This is a genomic window from Pseudomonadota bacterium (genome assembly GCA_027624955.1).
In the GTDB taxonomy this organism is placed as follows: domain Bacteria; phylum Pseudomonadota; class Alphaproteobacteria; order UBA828; family UBA828; genus PTKB01.
On the sequence record JAQBTG010000018.1, the window covers coordinates 25,614 to 44,539 of the forward strand.

Here is an 18,926-nt window from a genome sequence, read left to right on the forward strand (position 1 = left end):
CGCGCGCGGGGTGGCGCTACTATTCTGCGCAGCGTGGCGGCGTTCCGAGACGCTGACGTGCGGTGCCGAGGACCTTCTCGCAGGCAAGTGCGGCGGCGAGCAGGCGTTCCTCGCGCCCACCGCAAGAGATCAACTGCAACCCAACCGGCATACCGGCGCTATCGAGCGCCACCGGCATGGTGATCGAGCACAGCTCGAGCAAATTCACCGGATGGGTGTTTTGCGTCATGCGGCCGAGATGATGCTTGTAGCTGTCCACATCCGCGACCTCCTCCACCGTCGGCGGAGTTACCGCCAAGGTCGGCGTGATCAGGACATCGACATGGCGTAGCTTGTCATTGGCGATACGGGCGAAGCCGGCGATGCGCCGCAGCGCCTTGAGATATTCGATCGCCGTGATATCGCGCCCCTCGTCGAAGCGCGCGGCGACGAACGGGTCCAGTGTGGCGACGCGATCGGGATAATACTCCTCAATGAAAGACAGCCCCTCGGCGCCGAAAATGCCGCCGCGGAGCGAACTTTCTCGCGCCAACGTGGCTTCAGGCAATGACACCGAACCCATACGCGCACCCTTGGCGCTAAGCTCGGCAATTGCCTGGCGCACGCCTTCGGCGATGCCGGGCGAACAGCCGTCCCAAAAATGCTCGTCACAGAGCGCGAATGCAATGTCGCTAACTTCCGCGCCATTGGCGTGCTGGAAGAACGCCTCGGCGTCCGAATGCGCCGGGTCGATCGCAGCAAAGGCCAGCGCCGAATCGGTAACATTGCGGGTGAGCGGGCCCGGCGTATCGAAGGTATGGCTCAGCGGCACGATGCCTTCGAGCGACCAGCGGCCGGCGGTGGTCTTCAAGCCAACATTGCCGGTGACGCTGGCGGGAATACGCACCGAACCGCCGGTATCGGTGCCCATCGCGACCAGTGCCGAGCCTTGGCTGAGGCTAACGCCGGCGCCCGAGCTGGAGCCGCCGGTGACGCGGTGATTGTCAGCGTCCCAAGGATTAACCGGCGCGCCCCAATGGGCGTTGGTGCCGATGCCGCCATAGGCGAATTCCACCGTGTGGGATTTGCCCATGATGACGCCGCGGGCCACCCGCAGCGCCTCGGTCACCGGCCCCTCTTCGCGCCATTTTTCCGGCAGTTCGGCAGGCGAGCCGCCGAATGTCGGCATGCCGCGCACGCCATACAGATCTTTTAGCGAAATCGGCATGCCCATCAGCGCGCCAGCATCATAGCCCGACGCCAGCAGCGCATCATTTGCTTTGGCCTCGCGGCGCGCCCGTTCGGCGTCCCAATATTTGTAAGCGTTGAGCGCCGTTCCATATGCCTGGTGCCGCCGTGCGGCTTCGTCGATCAGCGCCTCAGAGCTGGTATCGCCGTCCCGCATCGCGGCGGCGATGACGCGCATGTCGCTGTCTAAAATATGATCGCTCACCTTGATCTCCCATTTTGATTTGCCCGCATGTTACAGCGAAAGCGCGATCAAGCGAGTGCTTTTGCCGCGCCGCGCTTCACCGCTTCCGCCGCGCTAGGGCGCCACGGCGCCACAACATCAGCGCGCCAAAAAGCAAGACTGCCTGTTTACGCCGTCGGCAATACGAAGCCCATGTCGCGCTTGCCGGCAATATCGTAGATCTCAGCCGAATAATTCTTGATATCGCCGCGTATATTGGCCGCGCTCAGCGCCGCGACGAGGGTATCCATATAAGGATGGGTGAAATGCGCATCGAGCGCCGCCTGATCGTCCCACACCTCGAAAATAATCGCCCGGTCAGGCGCCGTCACATCGAGCGCCCAGTCATATATCCGCGCCCCTTTTTCTTTCCGCGAATTCTTGATCGCATCCAAAATCTCGCCCTTGATACGCTCGAACCCACCCGGCACAAAATCAAACACCACAGCAACGATCAGCATAAGTTATCCCCCTCGAATGATTGTTTTTTGAACGTCTTAATCACTGACTATTCCACGCTCCGCCCAAATATTCCTCTCAATTTCCCGAACCATCCAGCCTCGTCATCAATCCGCGCGCTCCGCACCGATCTGAACGGCAATGAGGCGGCATGGCACCTCGCCGGGGTTGCGCCAGGCATGGCGCGTGCCGCTTTGGACGATCGTGTCGCCGGCGGCGAGATGCACTTCGGCGCCGTCGTCGAGCGTCATGATGACTTCGCCGGAAATCACATAGATGAAATCAATGCTATCAGTGGTGTGCATGCCGGGCGTATCGGGCTCCATCACTGCAAGCAAGCCCGGCGCAAAGGCTTCCAGTTCCGCCACGGCCGCGGACTCATCGGTGATTTCGGGCGCTTCGTCCGAAGCCGGCGGCAGGGTGACGGCAAGGAAGCGAAAGCCGCCGAGCGGTGGGAACCAACCATGCTGCGGCAAAGGCGCGCCGGCATCCGGGTAGGTCGGCGCCTGATCGCCGCCCCATAGCGCATGAAACTCCATGCTGGGGAACAGTTGCGGCCGAAAACCGTCAATCACGCTATCGCTCGCGACGATTGCCTTGCCATCGCCGGAATGGCCCGTTACCACGCGTCTGATCTGCATCGCACAACTCCCACATCGGCCCAATTTCCCGCAACTTTACGCGCGCCGCCACGGCGCGTCGAACGCAGAAAACAGGTGCTGCCACGCTTGAGCGCGTTCAGGTTAAACTCTGGCAAGAACGGGGGAAGGCTGGTGCCGCCGGGGTGGATCGAACACCCGACCTCGCCCTTACCAAGGGCGCGCTCTACCACTGAGCTACGGCGGCGAATAATCGCCGGGAACATGGCATATTGGCTGCCGGGCAGCAACATTCCTGGCGACCCTCACAACATAGAAAAGAGATACCCATGAACGGCAAATGGCAAGATAAGAAGGGCCCGACGAAAGCGCCGGGGCGGGCGCAGGAGCAAAAGGAGCATAAACAGCGCCTGGCTGAGGCACTGCGCGAAAATTTGCGCAAACGAAAAGACCAAAAGCGTGAACAGGCGCAAACCCCAGCGCTTACAACGGACGGCAACGATAAAATTTGACACCACGCCGACGCATTCTGCGCCGCCATACTCACCGCCGGGCGCATCGCCGCCGCTTGTTCGGCGCATTTCCCTGACATATCTTGACTCGGCAACCGGCGCCGCATGGCAATCGACGTTGCACCGCAACCGAACTTGTAGCGCGACAGAAATTGCCCGGAAGCCAGGAAGAAGCCGAAAGGCCAGGATCAGGCATGGATAAGATTCGCATCCGGGGGGGGCGCCCACTGCACGGCGACGTAAAAATCTCCGGTGCCAAGAACGCTGCGCTGCCGCTAATGGTTGCCGCACTTCTGACCGATGAGCCCGTCACCTTGTCGCGCGTGCCCCGCCTTGCTGATATCGACACCCTGGCCAAGCTCATGGCAGAGCTCGGGGTCAACATCGAGACACGGGAAAATAGCGCTGATGACGGTGTCGGCGTTGGCGGTGGCTATGCCCTTACTCTGACCGCTGGGCGGGTCACCAGCACCACAGCGCCCTATGACCTTGTGCGGCGCATGCGCGCCTCCATTCTGGTGCTCGGGCCGCTGGTGGCGCGCTTCCGCGAAGCCGCCGTGTCGCTGCCGGGTGGCTGCGCCATCGGTACGCGGCCGGTTGATCTCCACCTCGCCGGATTGGAACGGCTTGGCGCACGCATTGATTTGGAAGAGGGCTACATCCGCGCCAGCGCGCCGGGCGGCCTCAAAGGCGCCGAAATTCATCTTGCTTCGCCGTCTGTCGGTGCCACGGAAAACTTGATGATGGCGGCGACGCTGGCGGCGGGCGAAACCGTATTGCACAACGCCGCGCGCGAACCGGAGATCACCGATCTAGCCGAATGCCTGATCGGCATGGGCGCCGTGATCACCGGCGCCGGCAGCGATTGTCTGCGCATCCACGGCCAGCCGAGTCTGCACGGCACCCAACATCAAATCATGGCCGACCGCATTGAGGCCGGCACCTATGCCATCGCCGCCGCGATCACCGGCGGCGCGGTGACGCTGCACGGCGCTCAGGCCGGGCATTTGGCATCGCCAATTGAGTGCCTGCGCCAGGCCGGAGTCACGGTCGAGGAGAGCGCCGATGGCTTCCACGTCGCGGCAAACGGGCCGCTTCGCGCAGTGGACTTAACCACGCACCCCTACCCCGGCTTCCCAACCGATCTGCAAGCTCAGATCATGGTGCTGCTGACGTTGGCCGACGGCGCCTCGCTGATCGGCGAGACGGTGTTCGAAAATCGCTTCATGCATGTCCCCGAATTGGCGCGCATGGGCGCCGATATATCTGTCAGCGGTGGCAACGCCCTGGTGCGCGGCGTCGCATCCCTGCGCGGCGCACCAGTGATGGCGACCGATCTGCGCGCCTCGTCCTGCCTGGTCCTCGCCGGGCTGGCGGCGGTCGGTGAAACGGTGATCAGCCGGGTTTATCATCTCGATCGCGGCTATGAGCGGATCGAGACCAAACTCGCGGCGCTTGGCGCCGATATCGAGCGCATCGCGTCATGAGCGATATAAGGGCGTTGAAACTGCGCGCCGTGGACGATGAAGACTTGGGTATCATTGCCGCCTGCCTGCACGGCGCCATCGGCTGCCTGAATGAAAAGGCCTACGACCGGGAAGCACGGCGCTTCGCCGCCATATTGGTGCGCCCCCTGTGGGAATCGGGGGTGGAAACTTCAGCACCGGAAACTTCAGCACCGGAAACTTCAGCACCGGAAACTTCAGCACCGGAAACTTCAGCACGGGAAACTTCAGCACGGGAACCGGCGGTTACGCCAGAAGCACCAGTAGAAATGCCGATGCTACCGCAATTGCCGGCGCTCAAGCGCATGCGCGCCGGCCTCCATTTCGATCACGTCAATGCCGTGCGCTATCGTCGCCTCGACCGGCGCGCGCCGCACGCCTTGCTGCATCTCATTTCGATCGTCTCGGCGCCCCTGTCCGAGCGTTTCGGTATAATCCTCTCTTTCCAAGGCGGCGGCGAAGTGTTCTTAGAAGTCGATAAACTGAGCGGCCAATTGCGCGATTTAGACGCGACACCGAACGAAACGCCGCCACAAGCCAAATCGCCACCGCCAGCAACATGAGGCCGATATGATCCCGAGTGACGTCCGCACGATCAAAGACCTGCACCGCATCGTTGAAGAACGCGATGCCAAAAACGTCACCATCGCGCTTACTGACACCAACGGCCTGTTGCGCGGCAAATATGTCTCCCGCGACAAGCTATATTCGGTGCTCGAAAACGGCTGGGGCATGCCACCAGTCGTGCTGGCGCTGGATTTCAGAGACATCATCATGGAGGCGCCGCTGATCGCAGATGGCTCGGACGGTTTTGCCGATACCATGACCCGGGCGTTGCCCGAGACATGCCGCGAAATCCCGTGGGAGACGCCGGGACGAAACCTTCTCGTGCTGGCCGAGTTCGCCGGAGAGCATGAGGAGATCTGTCCGCGCGGGATTTATCGGCGGATCGAGAAAATGGCCGGCGATATGGGGTATCAGCCCTATCACGCGCTGGAATAGGAATGCACCATGTTCGAAGAAACCGCGCTCAGCGCGCATGAAAAAGATTACCGCGACCTCAAGGTGGCGACCCCGTTGCTCACCTATGAAGTGATTCAGCGCCAGGCCGTCTGGTCAGAATTTTATAATGAATTGCTCGATTGTTTCGCCACCATGGACGTCGCCGTTGAGACCGCCCATGAGGAAATGGGCCCTGGTTTCATGGAGTGCAGCCTGGCACCACAAGCAGGTGTACGCGCCGGCGACAACGCCATTCTGTTCAAAACCTACACCAAGGCCTTGGCCCAGCGCATGGGGCGCTTGGTCACGTTCATGGCGCGCTGGAGCAACGATGCCGATGGCCAGAGCGGCCATATCCATATCTCGCTCAAGGATCTGGAAGGCCAGCCGGTATTCCGCGACGACAGCGCCAAAGACGGCATCAGTGCGACCATGCGACATTTTCTCGGCGGCATGCAGGCGCTGTTACCAGAACTATTGATCATGCTGGCACCGAACGTGAACAGCTTTAAACGCTACGCGCCCAATATTTTCGCGCCGATCGCCGCCACTTGGGGCTTTGACAACCGCACCTGCGCCTTACGGGTGATCCGCGGCGCCGCCAAATCTCAGCGCATCGAATGCCGTGTGCCGGGCGCCGACGCCAATCCCTATCTCGCCCTCGCCTGCGTGCTCGGCGCCGGGCTCTACGGCATCAAACATGAGCTCGAGCCACAAGCGCCGATGCAAGGCAATGTATATAACCAGGAGGTGCCGGAGGTTCAGCGCTTTCCAGAGAGCTTCCGCGCTGGCATCGAGCGTTTCCGCGCGAGCGAGGCGGCGCGCGAACTGTTCGGCACGCGCTTCGTTGAAACCTACGCCGCGACCCGTGATTTCCAAGAACGCGAATTCCGCGCCAAGGTGACCGATCAGGAATTGCGCCGTTTCTTCGAGCTGGCGTGAAAAGAATCAGCGACAAACCGGGCCAGGCCCAGTATATCCGCGTGCCATACAGACACCGGTGACGCAGACGCTATGACGGACGAGCTTATTTTCGCCCTGCCGAAAGGCCGCATCCTCAAGGAGGCCGCGCCGCTGCTGGCGCATGCCGGAATCGAACCGGAGGCGGCGTTTTTCACCGATGAAAGTCGCAAGCTGCGCTTCGACACTAATATCGCCGGCCTTAGCATCATCCGGGTGCGCAGTTTTGATGTCGCGACCTTCGTAGCCTTTGGCGCGGCGCAATTAGGCATTGCCGGCTCTGATGTGCTGATGGAATTCGATTACCGCGAGCTCTACGCGCCACTCGATCTCGGTATCGGCAAATGCCGCATGGCGGTCGCCGAGCCCACTCAATTGGCATCGGAAGATGATCCATCGCGTTGGAGCCACGTGCGTGTCGCCACTAAATATCCGCACGTCACTCAGCGCCATTTCGCGGCGCGCGGCGTGCAGGCCGAGTGTATCAAACTGCACGGCGCGATGGAGCTGGCGCCCGGCCTTGGCCTTTGCCGCCGGGTCGTCGATCTGGTGCATTCAGGCGCGACGCTCGCGGCCAACGATCTGGTCGAGGTCGAACATATCGCTGATGTCTCCGCCCGCCTAGTGATCAACCGCGCCGCGATGAAGACCCGCGCCGAGGAAATGCAAGGCTGGGTGCAACGCTTCCGGGAAGCCGTCAATGTTGCGCAGGCTCAATAGCGCCCAAGCCGGCTTCGAGGCCGAATTCGCCACATTGCTGGCGGAGAGGAGCGACGGGCCGAGCGACAATACCGCCAAGGTCGCGGAAATCATTGCCGACGTGCGGGCGCGCGGTGACGCCGCGCTGTTGGAATATACCGCCCGCTTCGACGACCTTGATTTAAGCGCGGCGGAACTCCGCCTCAAGCCAGAAGAAATCGCGGCAGCAGCAGCGCAATGCCCGGCTGAAACCCGGGCTGCACTCGTCTTCGCGGCGAAACGCATCGAAGATTTTCACCAGCGGCAAATGCCGGCCGATCTCGACTACGTCGACGCTTCGGGCGTGCGCCTCGGCGCGCGCTGGGGCGCGCTCGCGGCAGCCGGCCTCTATGTGCCGGGCGGCACCGCAGCTTATCCGAGTTCGGTGCTGATGAATGCCATTCCCGCCAAGGTGGCCGGCGTGGCGCGTATCGTCGTGACCGTGCCGACGCCGGGCGGAGCGCTCAATCCGGCGGTGATGGCAGCGGCAGAGATCGCCGGCCTTGATGAAATCTACCGCATTGGTGGCGCACAGGCGGTAGCAGCGCTGGCCTATGGCAGCGCGACCATCCGGCCGGTCGATAAAATCGTCGGCCCGGGCAATGAGTGGGTGGCCGAAGCCAAGCGCCAGGTGTTCGGCACCGTCGGCATCGACATGATCGCCGGCCCGTCGGAAATCCTGGTGGTCGCGGACGGCGCCAACAATCCCAAATGGATTGCCGCCGATCTCCTCTCCCAGGCCGAGCATGACAGCGCTGCTCAAGCGATACTCATTTGCGACGATCCGGGCTTTGCCAATGCGGTGGCGGCAGCCATAGAGAAAATCCTGGAAACCCTGCCGCGCCGCGATATCGCCAGCGAAAGCTGGCGCCAACACGGAGCGATTATACTTGTCGGCAGCCTCGACGAGGCTCCCGCCCTGGTAGACCGCATTGCGCCTGAGCATCTCGAGCTTGCCGTGGCCGAGCCTGAGGCTCTGTTCACGCGTATCGCCCATGCCGGCGCGGTGTTCCTCGGGCGCCACACGCCGGAAGCGGTCGGCGATTATGTCGCCGGACCCAACCATGTGCTGCCGACATCAGGCAGCGCACGCTTTTCCTCCGGCCTGTCGGTCTATGATTTTCTGAAGCGCACCAGCTTCGCTGCCTGCGACCCAAGCGGCCTGGCCAAGATCGGCCCCGCCGCTCACACGCTGGCAGAAGCTGAGGGCCTACACGCCCACGCCCTGTCTTTGGCGCTCCGTCTCGAAGTGGATGACGGTAAATAATTCGCGGCACGCGCCACATATTTGCGCCTTGACAAGTTCCCAACATTGGTCTGAATAATAGACCATTCAAATTCACAGCGCGCCGGAGTGACCAGTGAAGCGTCGCGCATGGCTCGCAAAGGGAGGGCACTATGTCTGCCGGTTGCGTTCATATTAATGGCGAGTTCGTCACGCTCGAAGACGCCAAGATTTCGATTTTCGATACGGGATTCCTGCACTCAGATGTGGTCTATGACGTCACCACTTCGTGGAAGGGATACATCTTTAAGCTCGATGAGCATCTTGAGCGCTTCGCCGCGTCCTGTGCCGGGTTTAAGCTAAAAAACCCCTATTCCGACGCCGAGACCAAGGCGCTTCTGGCCGAATGCACGACGCGCGCTGAATGCGAGGATGGCGCCTTCATCCACATGCATGTCACGCGCGGCGAATATGCCGAGGGCTCACGCGATCCCAGGCTCTGTGAAAATCAATTCGCCTGCTATGTGGTGCCCTATGTATGGCTGTGGGGCGAGGAAAAGAGCAAAGCCGGGATCAACATCCACATGGCCGATATCGAGCGCATCTCGAGCAAGTCGGTCGATGCACGCTACAAAAATTTCCATTGGGGCGACCTCATTCAGGCGCAATTCCAGGCCTATGAAGCAGGCCGCGACGATGCCGCGCTGCTTGCCGCCGATGGCAATCTCGCCGAGGGCCCCGGCTTTAACATCTGGGTCGTCAAAAACGGCGTGTGCGCAACACCGGACGCCAACTGCCTCTTGGGCATGTCGCGGAAATCCGTGATCGAGCTATGCGGCATGGAGGGCATCCCGTTTGAAACCCGCACCGTTCACCCCGACGAGCTACGCGGCGCCGACGAAGCGTTCGCCACTTCTTCAGCCGGCGGCGTACTGCCGATCACAAGGGTCGACGACAAGCCGCTAGGCAACGGCGGACCTGGCATCGTCACCTCGCAGCTGTTCGACGCCTATTGGCGCAACCGCGAAGCCGGTTGGTGCGGCACCAAGATCAGCGATTTGCTTGATTCCTAACCTCCCCTGACAAGCCCGTCTTCCTCTGCGGGGAAGGCGGGTTGGGGGAACGGGCAAACCAAGGGCGCGGTGCTACCCGAACGCCCGAAACATTGCGTGCGTGTCGTTATATTCTCTTACGTAAGTAAAGCGACCATCGTCGTCGGTCTTAAATATCCAAACAAACGCGATGTCTCGGCGATTACCCGTCGACAGCGATTTGCCGTTTGCCTCAACGCCGATTGCCGCACAGCGTTTCCCGTCTCCACTGACAATGACTTCGGCAATGTCTAGCGTACCGATTTCCCAGTTGTTCGCGAGCTGATCGAAATAGCGTTTCATTCCCTCCGCGCCTTCATAGCGCCCGCCAAACGGCACATTTTCGGGCAGCCGATTCTCCCATGCGAAACCATCGGCCATCATCTCGGCGGCCGCGTCCATATCGCTGGTCAACAGCGTAACGAACTGAAGGATTTTGTCTTTGAAGCCTTCCTCCGTCATGTCGTTCTCTCCTCTCGTAAATTATCGGTGCAGGCGAGTGTAGCGCGGAACCGGCGCCCGAGTTGGCGTCTCAATATCGCCGGTGCTAGCCTGCCCGCCGCAAGGGCTGCACCGGGTAACCTTCCAGAAAAACAAACCGCACAAGGGAGCATGCATTGAGCCTGTTCGAACCCCTCACCATTGGCGATGTGACGTTGAAAAACCGCATTGCCGTCTCTCCCATGAGCCAATACGCCGCCACCGATGGCGTCGCCGACGAATGGCAAATTGTCCATCTCGGCCGTTTCGCGATGGGCGGTGCCGGGCTGGTATTTACCGAGGCGGTCGGCGTCGAAGCGCGGGGCCGGCGGACCCCTGGCGACCTCGGCCTGTGGCAGGACGATCAAATCGCACCTATGGCACGCGTCGCCGAAACCATACGCATGTTTGGCGCGGTGCCGGCGATCCAACTCGGCCATGCCGGGCGCAAGGGAAGCGAGCGGCGGCCCTGGCACCGCGACCACTGGGTTGACGACGAGGATGTGGCGCTGCGCGGCGAAGCGCCGTGGCAGACCATCGCGCCGACGGATGAGCCGTTTGCCCCCGATTGGCACACGCCGACGGTTATGACGGAATCCGATATCGCGGTGGTGATAGAGGCGTTCGGAGCAGCGGCGGCGCGCGCTAAGGACGCCGGCTTCGAGGTCCTAGAAATTTACGGCGCGCACGGTTTTCTGTTGCATCAATTCTTGTCACCGCTCGGCAACAGACGGACGGACGAATATGGCGGCTCGGCGGAAAACCGCATGCGCCTGCCGTTGGCAGTGGTGGACAGCGTGCGCCGCGCCTGGCCGGCGCCGCGTCCGCTGTTCTACCGTCTCTCGGCCGTCGATTGGGCCGAGGGCGGGTTGTCGCTGGCGCACACTATCCCGTTCGCCGCCGCATTGAAGCAGCATGGTGTCGATGTCGTCGATTGTTCCTCCGGCGGAATCGGGGGTGCTGCGCAAAGGCAGCAGATTCCGGTGGGGCCTCTTTTCCAGGTGCCGTTTGCCCAAGCCATTCGCCACGACGCGGACATCAAAACAATGGCGGTTGGATTCATCAGAACGGGTGCTGAGGCAAACAGTTTGATCGAGGACGGGCGCGCAGATATCGCGGCGATCGGCCGTGAGATTCTGTTCAATCCCAACTGGCCGCACCACGCCGCCCGCGAGCTCGGCGTAGACCTGGAATACCGCGCCTGGCACCCACAGTTCGGCTGGTGGCTGAGAAATCGCGACCGCGCCCTCAATGCCACCAAGGGCACCACCAGCCAATGGGCGGCGGCAGGTTAACTGGCATCGCCAACATGGCGGCCCTTCCAACAACCATCCCCCGCAGGTGAATTTCTCCTCGGCGATTTTGTGCAGGGGTTCGGATGCGATGTGTACGGCCGAGAAGAGCACCATGACGGTAGTGCCGCCTCCGATGTGCCAGATTGGTTTGATAAATAGTAAGAAAAATTTATCTATATGAAAAATAATATTGCTATAGATAATTTATTATCATACATAGCGCGCCATGATCGAACGTCCCCTAGCTTCTGAAGTGGCGCGCAGACTGGCTGAATTCTATGAACAGCCATTTGGCGGCAAAGCCAATGGGCGCTATCGCGTCTCGCCCAAACTTCTTCGCCGTTTGGCGCAGCGCCGACGTATATCCGATGAATTCGCCGCGCAGCTCGCCGAGGAAATGTTTGAACTGGGATATGTCTTTATCGACTTGGAATCTTTTTACGTGGTGACCGGCGCGCGGACGTACACAAATTATCGCCGCCTGGCCGAATCATCGATCAAATAGCCGAATCTACCGACATGAAAAAGAAAAAATCTGAGAACTCGCGCATTGGCTGGCGGGAATGGGTCAGCTTTCCCGATTTCGGCATCGACCGGATAAAAGCTAAAATCGATACGGGGGCGCGAACCTCGGCGATCCACGCATTTCGCGTTCGCAAAATTTTCGGCGGGGCCGGCCAGCAGGTGGAGTTTTACCTCCACCCCATCCAGCACAGGCGCCGCCCGGAGCTGCGCTGCGTCGCCAATCTCGTTGGCGAGAGAGCTATCAGGAGTTCAAACGGAGAAGCTGAGACCCGATATGTCATTAGAACGCCGATGCGCCTCGGCGACGATATCTGGCCGATCGAACTTACCCTGTCCAACAGAGATCAAATGGGATTCCGCTTGCTGATTGGACGATCAGCGATTCGCAAACGATACATTGTTGACCCAGGCTCATCATATTTATCTGACCACTAACTTTTATTTTTCTAACCACTAGTTTTTAGATTTGGAGAAGATCATGAAAATCGCCCTTATGTGCCGCAATGCGGAACTGTACTCGCACAAACGGATTATCGAAGCGGCCAGGCAACGAGACCATGAGATTGAGGTAGTCAACCACTTACGGTGCTACGTCAACGTTACCTCGCATCGCCCACAAATCCACTACCAGGGAAAAATTCTGCCACAATATGATGCGGTTATTCCGCGTATTGGCGCGTCGGTCACGTTTTTTGGCACCGCCGTATTGCGCCAATTCGAGATGATGGGCGTTTATCCGGTCAACGAATCTGTTGCGATCACCCGGTCGCGGGACAAACTCCGCAGTCTGCAACTGCTGGCGCGCAAGGGCGTTGGCATGCCCGTCACGCTATTCGCCCACCGCACCGGCAATGCCGATGAATTGCTCGAAATTATTGGCGGTGCGCCAGTGGTTATTAAATTGCTCGAAGGTACGCAGGGCATCGGTGTTGTGCTCGGCGAGACGCATGACGCCGCCGCCAGCATCATTCAGGCATTTGGCGGGGTAAAGACGAATATTCTTATTCAAGAGTTCGTCAAGGAAGCGAAGGGCGAAGACATCCGCTGTTTGGTGATTGGTGACAAAGTCGTCGCGGCGATGCGGCGGCGCGGCAAGGAAGGTGACTTTCGCTCCAATTTGCATCGCGGCGGCACGGCAGAAACGATCAAAATTTCCCCGGCGGAACGTCAAACGGCAGTTTCTGCGGCGGCTATCATGGGGCTCAATTTTTGCGGCGTGGACTTGTTGCGGTCAAATCATGGCCCGGTGGTGATGGAAGTTAATTCCTCGCCCGGTCTCGAAGGTATCGAGAATGCGACCGGCATCGATGTCGCGGGCAAGGTCATTCAATTCATAGAACGAAATGCCAAACCCGGAAAAACAAGGACAAGAGGTCATGGTTAGACCGGACCACAATAAGCTTGTTCTTGGCGGCGTGCAGGTCGCACCCGGGACTCGGGCAACGATTGATCTTCCGCTAAGCCTCCTGTCAGACCACACACCGAGCACTCTAACGGCCCAAGTTGTACGCGGACGGCGGCCAGGCCCGACGTTGGTCGTGAACGGCGCGGTTCATGGGGATGAAATAAATGGCGTCGAAATCATCCGCCGGATGCTGCGCCACTCTTTAATCAAAAATATAGCGGGGACCCTGATCGCGGTCCCGATCGTCAACGTCTATGGATATTTGACGCATACGCGTTATCTGCCTGACCGCCGCGATCTCAACCGAAGTTTTCCGGGCTCTCCTGCTGGGTCTCTGGCTTCTAGGCTGGCCCATCTCTATATGAGCGAAATCGCTATCCATGCTAGCCATGGCATCGACCTGCACACGGGCGCTATCCACCGCTCGAATTTTCCGCAGGTTCGCGGCGATCTATCGAATCCCGACGTGCGGTCCATGGCGATCAATTTCGGCGTTCCGGTTGTGTTGAACCGGCATACCGTTCTTGGTCTACGAAGCCGGTGAGGCTTTGCGCTTCGACGAGGTTTCAATCCGCGCGGGGGTTAAGGGAATCATCCGCGTCATGGCTGGATTGGGCATGGTCCGGCAACGCACGCGAGACAAAGTGCCGCTGGAGCCTGTCATTTCGCGAAGAAGCACCTGGGTGCGAGCACCAGAAGGCGGCATTTTTCGTGTTCAGACAAAGCTCGGCGCTCGGGTCTTTGCCGGTAGCCAGCTCGGCCTCATCGCAAGCCCGTTTGGCGACAATGAATTTCCTATCGTCTGCCCGGCGGACGGCATCGTGATCGGCCGGAACAATTTGCCCAACGTCAACCAAGGCGACGGTATTTTCAATATCGCCTTGGTCGAAGATCCCGGAGCGGCCGCCGACGCGGTAGAAATATTCCAAGACGATTGGGAGCAGAACGAATAACGGCAAATCGCCGATGCTTGCCAGCACCGCCATATGTCCATCTGACGCGCTTTGTCGCTTTGCGGCGTGAAATAATTGGTCGCAAACTTGAGCCGGGGATGCCTCTGTCTGCACACAGTCCGGCGGCATCGATTAATCCTCGTATTTTTCTCCCCGTTCGCGCATCGCGCACACCACGGGGCCAAGATCGCGGCCTTTTCGCGTCAGGACATATTCAGCGCGCGGCGGATGCTCGGAGTAGAATCGCCCTCAGCATGGGCGCCCTGACCTCGCCCGGGCGCATTCAGCTATTGGCGAACGACGCGCCAAACGCGCTCATTTCAGCCTATCCCCTGGTGATGATCCCGACGTTTGCCGTGCCGTTGTCAATTATCCTGCCCGGCCTTTGCATTTGGAAACTACGCCGCATGCGGGCTGACCGGCAAACCGCACAGGCCGTCCCCGCCTGAGGCCAATATTGGCCGGGACGTCGTGTCCCGACCAATAGCGGACGCCGATGGGATGACCTGTGGTCGCCCGCCCGCGCCCTATTTTGGCATGCCCGCAAGTTCTACCGGCGGGTAATAATGGTCGTCGCCCAAGGCCTGCACACGATCCCAAAATTTGGCACTGGCGGCGAGGCCGGTTTCGTTCTTTTCTGCCGCCTGGCGCCAAATGTTCCACGAGGTTGGGTGGAGACGCGAGGCTTCCGCCAGGTGTTCCCGCGCTTCCGTCTCGCGGCCCTGACGAAGCAGATATTGCCCGAGATGAAAATGGCAATGCGCCTGCGCTGACTCCTTGCTCGGCAAGGCGGTCCGGGCTCTGGCTTGATCGGAATTGAACAAATGGCCACTTTCTGCACCTAAACGGACCCAATCTCCCACCGCCGCAAAATAGGTAGCCTGGGCGCTGATGGTGGTGGCGAGTTCACCATCCGGCATCGTCCAAGTTTCCAGATCCATTGCCCGGAAGCCTTCATAGGCGCCAGCATTTTCAGCCGGGCGCACGATTTTTCCGGTTTCGTCGATCCAAACCGCTTGCGGTACATTGACCATATTATAGAGCTCGGCCACGCGATGATCGCGGTCAATCAGGGCCGGATAACCCGGCGCCGCCGCCTCGATCCAGGGTCGTGCCGCGTCCGCCTCACTATCCATGGCAATGGCGATAATGGTGAAGTTCTGGTCTTTCAGCTCGTCGTAAAGTTTTTGCCACACGGACAAATCGTTACGACAGCCTCACCAGGACGCCCAAGTCGCTAATAAAACTTTCTTGCCGCGATGGTCCGAGAGGCTGTGCTGAACACCGGCCAAATCCGGCAGCGTGAAATCCGGCGCCTCAAGCGATCGCAGCTCGGCGGCGCGGTTCTCAGCGCCCTCACCAAGCGCCCACACATCACCGTCGGCACTTTGAGCAATCGGCATGCCCATATGATCCCATAACGCGGCAAGGTTGATCTTGCCATCGGCAACCAGCGTCTCCGCTTTGCTCGGCGGCACCGGCACGCAGACATCGCCGCGGCACAGACCCTCTGGCCGCAATTCCCAACCGCTTACCGCGGTCGCTTGCTCCGGCTCAAGCCAGAGTCCCCCCGGCGGTCCGGCGGGCACCTCAAATTCGCCCAATTGCGACAATATTACTGTCATCGTACACCCTCCTATTTCGGTATCACTCACGATGTTAGCCCGGAACAGGACGCCAAGGGAACGCTATTCCGCCGTTTGCCAACCCTGTCGGGGGCGCTATTGTAAGTGCAAAGCAATACCGGAGAAGAATCATGGAAAAAGCCTTTTTCAATCGTCGCCAGTTCATCAAGGCGGCGCTTTATGGATCGACGGCGGTGGCGGCGCTGGCGCCATTTTCAATCGGACGGGCGCGGGCGCAAGCGCTAGCGGGCTCCAAAGTGATCGTCGTCGGCGCTGGCCTCGCCGGCCTCGGCGCCGCAAAAACCCTCGCCGAGCAGGGTGCCGAGGTGGTGGTTCTCGAAGTTAAACCACATATTGGCGGGCGCCTTTTCACCGATTATTCCATGGGCGCGCCGTTCGAATACGGCGCCGGCTGGATTCATGGGCCGAGCGAGGAGAACCCTTCCAAGCAATTGGCCGACGCGGTGAACGCGCAAACTATCGTCACGGATAACGATTCCATGATCGTCTTCGACGACGAAGGCGAGGAATTGGATGACGAAGAACTCGAGGAAATCGATGAGGCTTGGGTTGGCGCGCTCAGCGCCGTGGACGAACAACTCGAGCTCAACGACCCGCGAAGCTTGCTACAGGCGGTCAAAGATCTGGTCCCCAATGCGATGAACGACGAAGGACTCGTGTGGGCGCTCTCGGCCTTTACTGAATTTTCAAAGGGCGGGCCGATCGAGAATCTATCGGCGGTCCTGCACGATGATGACGATGCCTTCGATCTGCCCGATGTTGTGGTGACGACGGGCTATGACAAGATCCTCGGGCCCATCGCCGAGGGGCTCGACATTCGCCTCTCGACCAAGGTGACGGCTATCCAATATGGCGAGGACGGTGTGACAGTCACCACCGATCAAGGCGATTTCGCGGGCGACTATGCCGTCTGCAGCCTGCCGCTTGGGGTCTTAAAAGCCGGGACCGTCGCTTTCAATCCGCCGCTTCCCAGCGACTACCGCAAAAACATCAATAAAATCGGATTCGGCAGCGTCACCAAGATCGCATTCAAATTCGAAAAACCCTTCTGGGATATCGAGACGCAATATTTCGGCGTCATGACGCAGCCCAAGGGGCGCTGGAACTATTGGCTCAATTACCGCACGTTCTCCCCGGAAAACATCATTCTCGGCCTCAGCGTCGGCGCCTACGCGCCGCTGGCCGACCAGATGAGCGACGAGGAGATGAAGGCCGATGCGCTTGAGGTGCTGCGTGACGTTTGGGGCGACGCGGTCGGTGAGCCAACAGAAATGCTTGCCACCCACTGGTTTGTCGATCCGGCAAGCCTTGGCGCCTATGCCTTCCCAACGCCGGGCTGCCGCCCCAGCCAATATGATGATCTGGCGGAGCCGGTTGAAGACGTTTTGTTCCTGTGCGGCGAGCACACTGTTTTTGATTTCGCCGGCACCACCCATGGCGCATACATGTCCGGCCTGCGCGCCGCTGAAATGATTATCGACAAGGAGGGCTAGAATCGGCAATGGCAAGAGGCGTCCGGAGGCCAAAAAGTGCCCAGTGAAGTGAGAGCCATCAAGTTCTCAAATGAGGAACTGATGACGGCCCTCTTCAGGTATGGCCGGCGTAATGACGTGTTCCAGAAAGGCGGCATGCCGTCCAAAGTCGAGCTGTCATCGAAAGGCGAAATCTCGGCGCGGCTTCACGCGTCCCTTCAGGACCCGATCGATTGCAATGCTGCCTACATCGCCGCGGCCCTGATATTGCTTTGCGTGCGGCAAAGAATTCCGATGCCCAAGATGGCGAAGAAGTCCATCCACGTTGAGGGCGGGTTCGTCGTGCTCGTCTTGACCTCCGGAGACTCACCGCCGACACAATTTCCGTCGTAACGCGCCGCCCGGCTGCTCGTCCTCGGCGCCGGCGTGCTACACCACTTTGTGTTCGATCATGCTCTCGGCCATTGACGTCACCATTTCCTCGGCGCCGCGCGGCTCCCAGTCGAGCACTTCCTTGATGCGGCTGTTGTCGACCTCGGCTAGTGTGTCGAGTTCGTAGAGAATCAGGCGGACCGGCTTGTCGAACAGAGAGACCAGGCGCACCAGGAAACTGGGCATGACGCGGGTCGGTATTTTGTAACCGCGCGCGGCGAAATTCTTTTTCAAAATGCGGGCGACATCGGTCATCCAGAGTGACTCGGCGACGCAGCAAAAGCGCTGGCCCGCCGCTGCCGCCACAACCATGGCCTTCACGTGGGCGCTGGCCAAATCGCGCACATCCACTGAGCCCCAACCGAGCTTCGGCACGCCCGGCATGTCACGCCGCATAAGTTTGCGCACCACCTCGCCGGAGGTGCCATAATCGGCCTCGAGAATTGGGCCATAGACCGTGCCGGAATTGATCACCACCAGTTCCAACGCGCTGTCGTCTCCAAGGCTTACCATATAGTCCCAGGCGGCACGCTCGGCGATGGTCTTGCTCTTTGGGTAAGGCGGCAGTGGCTTATCGAGATTGGTCCAATCCTTCTCGCTGTAGAGATAGGTTTTGGCGTGGCTGTGGCCATTAATAATGGCGGCAATGGACGAGGTTAGCACAACCCGGCTAACGCCGGCGGCGTTGGCCGCGGCGAGGACGCGGAGCGCGCCGTCGCGCGCCGGCACGATCAAATCATCTTCGTTCTTGGGCACGGCGCGCGGAATTGGCGACGCGACATGCAGCACATAGGTGCAATCCTTGAGCGCTTCGGCCCAGCCCGCGTCGCGGGTCAACTCAGCGGCCACAAATTCCAGCCGATCGCCGATCTCGACATGTTTTTCCAGCGCCTGGCGCAACCTTTGGGCGCGCCCGAGATCGCGCAGCGTGCCACGCACGCGATAGCCCTCCTGCAGCAGCGCCAGCACGCAATGCAGGCCAACAAAGCCCGATGCGCCGGTTACCGCAACAAGCGTCGCGCTCTTGCCGTTGCTCATGTTCACGTCACCTCTCGCCGTCTCCTACACCTAGGATATTGTGCGTGGCCGACACGACGTCAAGTTTGCTAATCTTGAACATTGCGCCACAGGACTATACGGCTATACGGCTATACATATGTCCGGACTCGGAAATAGA

Annotated in this window: 23 protein-coding genes, 1 tRNA gene and 1 pseudogene; 17 read left to right on the forward strand and 8 right to left on the reverse strand. The window is 60.1% G+C overall.

What is annotated here, in order from left to right; genetic code table 11:
• Window positions 1-19 precede the first annotated feature (19 nt).
• The 4 genes from O3A94_08850 to O3A94_08865 form a co-directional block, all read right to left on the reverse strand.
• Complete coding sequence (locus O3A94_08850; GenBank protein MDA1356365.1) at window positions 20-1,432, reverse strand: amidase; 1,413 nt, start codon at window positions 1,430-1,432, stop codon at window positions 20-22.
• A gap of 146 nt (window positions 1,433-1,578) precedes the next feature.
• A complete protein-coding gene (locus O3A94_08855) occupies window positions 1,579-1,911 on the reverse strand; it encodes a putative quinol monooxygenase (GenBank protein ID MDA1356366.1) in 333 nt (110 codons plus the stop codon).
• A 105-nt stretch (window positions 1,912-2,016) separates the two neighbouring features.
• Complete coding sequence (locus O3A94_08860) at window positions 2,017-2,550, reverse strand: cupin domain-containing protein (GenBank protein ID MDA1356367.1); 534 nt, start codon at window positions 2,548-2,550, stop codon at window positions 2,017-2,019.
• A gap of 130 nt (window positions 2,551-2,680) precedes the next feature.
• A tRNA-Thr gene (locus O3A94_08865) sits at window positions 2,681-2,755 on the reverse strand.
• Window positions 2,756-2,837: 82 nt separating this feature from the next.
• Here O3A94_08865 and O3A94_08870 point away from each other — a divergent pair.
• The 8 genes from O3A94_08870 (at window position 2,838) to O3A94_08905 (ending at window position 9,523) form a co-directional block, all read left to right on the forward strand.
• Entirely contained in the window at window positions 2,838-3,020 is a 183-nt protein-coding gene (locus tag O3A94_08870) for a hypothetical protein (protein MDA1356368.1), read from the forward strand.
• 194 nt (window positions 3,021-3,214) lie between these two features.
• Window positions 3,215-4,507, forward strand: coding sequence for a UDP-N-acetylglucosamine 1-carboxyvinyltransferase (gene murA / locus O3A94_08875; protein ID MDA1356369.1), 1,293 nt, complete (start codon window positions 3,215-3,217; stop codon window positions 4,505-4,507).
• Entirely contained in the window at window positions 4,504-5,088 is a 585-nt protein-coding gene (locus O3A94_08880) for a DUF2948 family protein (GenBank protein ID MDA1356370.1), read from the forward strand. The genes murA and O3A94_08880 overlap by 4 nt, the downstream gene beginning before the upstream one ends.
• A gap of 7 nt (window positions 5,089-5,095) precedes the next feature.
• Entirely contained in the window at window positions 5,096-5,527 is a 432-nt protein-coding gene (locus O3A94_08885) for a hypothetical protein (GenBank protein MDA1356371.1), read from the forward strand.
• A gap of 9 nt (window positions 5,528-5,536) precedes the next feature.
• A complete protein-coding gene (locus O3A94_08890; protein MDA1356372.1) occupies window positions 5,537-6,469 on the forward strand; it encodes a hypothetical protein in 933 nt (310 codons plus the stop codon).
• Window positions 6,470-6,541: 72 nt separating this feature from the next.
• On the forward strand, window positions 6,542-7,207 hold the full coding sequence (hisG, locus tag O3A94_08895; protein MDA1356373.1) for an ATP phosphoribosyltransferase: 666 nt from the start codon (window positions 6,542-6,544) through the stop codon (window positions 7,205-7,207).
• Complete coding sequence (gene hisD / locus O3A94_08900; protein MDA1356374.1) at window positions 7,188-8,492, forward strand: histidinol dehydrogenase; 1,305 nt, start codon at window positions 7,188-7,190, stop codon at window positions 8,490-8,492. Before hisG ends, hisD begins: the two co-directional genes overlap by 20 nt.
• Window positions 8,493-8,623: 131 nt before the next feature.
• Window positions 8,624-9,523, forward strand: a complete 900-nt coding sequence (locus O3A94_08905) for an aminotransferase class IV (protein ID MDA1356375.1) — start codon at window positions 8,624-8,626, stop codon at window positions 9,521-9,523.
• Window positions 9,524-9,595: 72 nt separating this feature from the next.
• Here the strand turns inward: O3A94_08905 and O3A94_08910 are convergent, their stop codons facing one another.
• A complete protein-coding gene (locus tag O3A94_08910) occupies window positions 9,596-10,003 on the reverse strand; it encodes a nuclear transport factor 2 family protein (protein ID MDA1356376.1) in 408 nt (135 codons plus the stop codon).
• Between the two features lie 155 nt (window positions 10,004-10,158).
• Here O3A94_08910 and O3A94_08915 point away from each other — a divergent pair, with 155 nt between their 5' ends.
• From O3A94_08915 to O3A94_08940, 6 genes are all read left to right on the forward strand, one after another.
• Window positions 10,159-11,316 carry an NADH:flavin oxidoreductase/NADH oxidase gene (locus O3A94_08915; protein MDA1356377.1) on the forward strand — a complete coding sequence of 386 codons (1,158 nt, stop codon included), beginning with the start codon at window positions 10,159-10,161 and terminating at the stop codon, window positions 11,314-11,316.
• A gap of 226 nt (window positions 11,317-11,542) precedes the next feature.
• Window positions 11,543-11,821, forward strand: a complete 279-nt coding sequence (locus tag O3A94_08920) for a hypothetical protein (GenBank protein ID MDA1356378.1) — start codon at window positions 11,543-11,545, stop codon at window positions 11,819-11,821.
• 14 nt (window positions 11,822-11,835) lie between these two features.
• Entirely contained in the window at window positions 11,836-12,276 is a 441-nt protein-coding gene (locus tag O3A94_08925) for a RimK/LysX family protein (GenBank protein MDA1356379.1), read from the forward strand.
• A 43-nt stretch (window positions 12,277-12,319) separates the two neighbouring features.
• On the forward strand, window positions 12,320-13,225 hold the full coding sequence (gene rimK, locus O3A94_08930; GenBank protein ID MDA1356380.1) for a 30S ribosomal protein S6--L-glutamate ligase: 906 nt from the start codon (window positions 12,320-12,322) through the stop codon (window positions 13,223-13,225).
• Window positions 13,218-13,790: a succinylglutamate desuccinylase/aspartoacylase family protein gene (locus tag O3A94_08935; protein MDA1356381.1), complete on the forward strand. Its 573-nt coding sequence runs from the start codon at window positions 13,218-13,220 to the stop codon at window positions 13,788-13,790. The genes rimK and O3A94_08935 overlap by 8 nt, the downstream gene beginning before the upstream one ends.
• Window positions 13,771-14,199 carry a succinylglutamate desuccinylase/aspartoacylase family protein gene (locus tag O3A94_08940; GenBank protein ID MDA1356382.1) on the forward strand — a complete coding sequence of 143 codons (429 nt, stop codon included), beginning with the start codon at window positions 13,771-13,773 and terminating at the stop codon, window positions 14,197-14,199. The genes O3A94_08935 and O3A94_08940 overlap by 20 nt, the downstream gene beginning before the upstream one ends.
• 132 nt (window positions 14,200-14,331) lie before the next feature.
• Here O3A94_08940 and O3A94_08945 read toward each other — a convergent pair.
• A pseudogene (locus tag O3A94_08945) lies at window positions 14,332-14,430 on the reverse strand (winged helix-turn-helix transcriptional regulator).
• Between the two features lie 23 nt (window positions 14,431-14,453).
• Here O3A94_08945 and O3A94_08950 point away from each other — a divergent pair.
• Window positions 14,454-14,648 (forward strand): hypothetical protein, encoded by a 195-nt coding sequence (locus tag O3A94_08950; protein MDA1356383.1) that lies wholly within the window; start codon window positions 14,454-14,456, stop codon window positions 14,646-14,648.
• A gap of 78 nt (window positions 14,649-14,726) precedes the next feature.
• Here O3A94_08950 and O3A94_08955 read toward each other — a convergent pair whose 3' ends face one another.
• On the reverse strand, window positions 14,727-15,824 hold the full coding sequence (locus O3A94_08955; GenBank protein MDA1356384.1) for a ResA-like WAxxUGC motif-containing protein: 1,098 nt from the start codon (window positions 15,822-15,824) through the stop codon (window positions 14,727-14,729).
• Window positions 15,825-15,955: 131 nt separating this feature from the next.
• Here O3A94_08955 and O3A94_08960 point away from each other — a divergent pair, with 131 nt between their 5' ends.
• Window positions 15,956-17,338, forward strand: a complete 1,383-nt coding sequence (locus O3A94_08960) for an FAD-dependent oxidoreductase (protein ID MDA1356385.1) — start codon at window positions 15,956-15,958, stop codon at window positions 17,336-17,338.
• An 81-nt stretch (window positions 17,339-17,419) separates the two neighbouring features.
• Window positions 17,420-17,710: a hypothetical protein gene (locus tag O3A94_08965; GenBank protein MDA1356386.1), complete on the forward strand. Its 291-nt coding sequence runs from the start codon at window positions 17,420-17,422 to the stop codon at window positions 17,708-17,710.
• A 36-nt stretch (window positions 17,711-17,746) separates the two neighbouring features.
• On the opposite strand, the gene O3A94_08970 is transcribed toward O3A94_08965, so the two are convergent.
• Complete coding sequence (locus O3A94_08970; protein MDA1356387.1) at window positions 17,747-18,787, reverse strand: NAD-dependent epimerase/dehydratase family protein; 1,041 nt, start codon at window positions 18,785-18,787, stop codon at window positions 17,747-17,749.
• Between the last annotated feature and the right edge of the window lie 139 nt (window positions 18,788-18,926).

Coding starts and splice junctions, on each gene's coding strand:
- hisG (MDA1356373.1), top strand. CDS start 6,542: ATGACGGACGAGCTTATTTTCGCCCTGCCGAAAGGCCGCATCCTCAAG.
- O3A94_08870 (MDA1356368.1), top strand. CDS start 2,838: ATGAACGGCAAATGGCAAGATAAGAAGGGCCCGACGAAAGCGCCGGGG.
- O3A94_08925 (MDA1356379.1), top strand. CDS start 11,836: ATGAAAAAGAAAAAATCTGAGAACTCGCGCATTGGCTGGCGGGAATGG.
- O3A94_08920 (MDA1356378.1), top strand. CDS start 11,543: ATGATCGAACGTCCCCTAGCTTCTGAAGTGGCGCGCAGACTGGCTGAA.
- O3A94_08890 (MDA1356372.1), top strand. CDS start 5,537: ATGTTCGAAGAAACCGCGCTCAGCGCGCATGAAAAAGATTACCGCGAC.
- O3A94_08885 (MDA1356371.1), top strand. CDS start 5,096: ATGATCCCGAGTGACGTCCGCACGATCAAAGACCTGCACCGCATCGTT.
- O3A94_08935 (MDA1356381.1), top strand. CDS start 13,218: ATGGTTAGACCGGACCACAATAAGCTTGTTCTTGGCGGCGTGCAGGTC.
- O3A94_08880 (MDA1356370.1), top strand. CDS start 4,504: ATGAGCGATATAAGGGCGTTGAAACTGCGCGCCGTGGACGATGAAGAC.
- O3A94_08960 (MDA1356385.1), top strand. CDS start 15,956: ATGGAAAAAGCCTTTTTCAATCGTCGCCAGTTCATCAAGGCGGCGCTT.
- hisD (MDA1356374.1), top strand. CDS start 7,188: ATGTTGCGCAGGCTCAATAGCGCCCAAGCCGGCTTCGAGGCCGAATTC.
- O3A94_08910 (MDA1356376.1), bottom strand. CDS start 10,003: ATGACGGAGGAAGGCTTCAAAGACAAAATCCTTCAGTTCGTTACGCTG.
- rimK (MDA1356380.1), top strand. CDS start 12,320: ATGAAAATCGCCCTTATGTGCCGCAATGCGGAACTGTACTCGCACAAA.
- O3A94_08860 (MDA1356367.1), bottom strand. CDS start 2,550: ATGCAGATCAGACGCGTGGTAACGGGCCATTCCGGCGATGGCAAGGCA.
- O3A94_08965 (MDA1356386.1), top strand. CDS start 17,420: ATGACGGCCCTCTTCAGGTATGGCCGGCGTAATGACGTGTTCCAGAAA.
- murA (MDA1356369.1), top strand. CDS start 3,215: ATGGATAAGATTCGCATCCGGGGGGGGCGCCCACTGCACGGCGACGTA.
- O3A94_08905 (MDA1356375.1), top strand. CDS start 8,624: ATGTCTGCCGGTTGCGTTCATATTAATGGCGAGTTCGTCACGCTCGAA.
- O3A94_08855 (MDA1356366.1), bottom strand. CDS start 1,911: ATGCTGATCGTTGCTGTGGTGTTTGATTTTGTGCCGGGTGGGTTCGAG.
- O3A94_08950 (MDA1356383.1), top strand. CDS start 14,454: ATGGGCGCCCTGACCTCGCCCGGGCGCATTCAGCTATTGGCGAACGAC.
- O3A94_08970 (MDA1356387.1), bottom strand. CDS start 18,787: ATGAGCAACGGCAAGAGCGCGACGCTTGTTGCGGTAACCGGCGCATCG.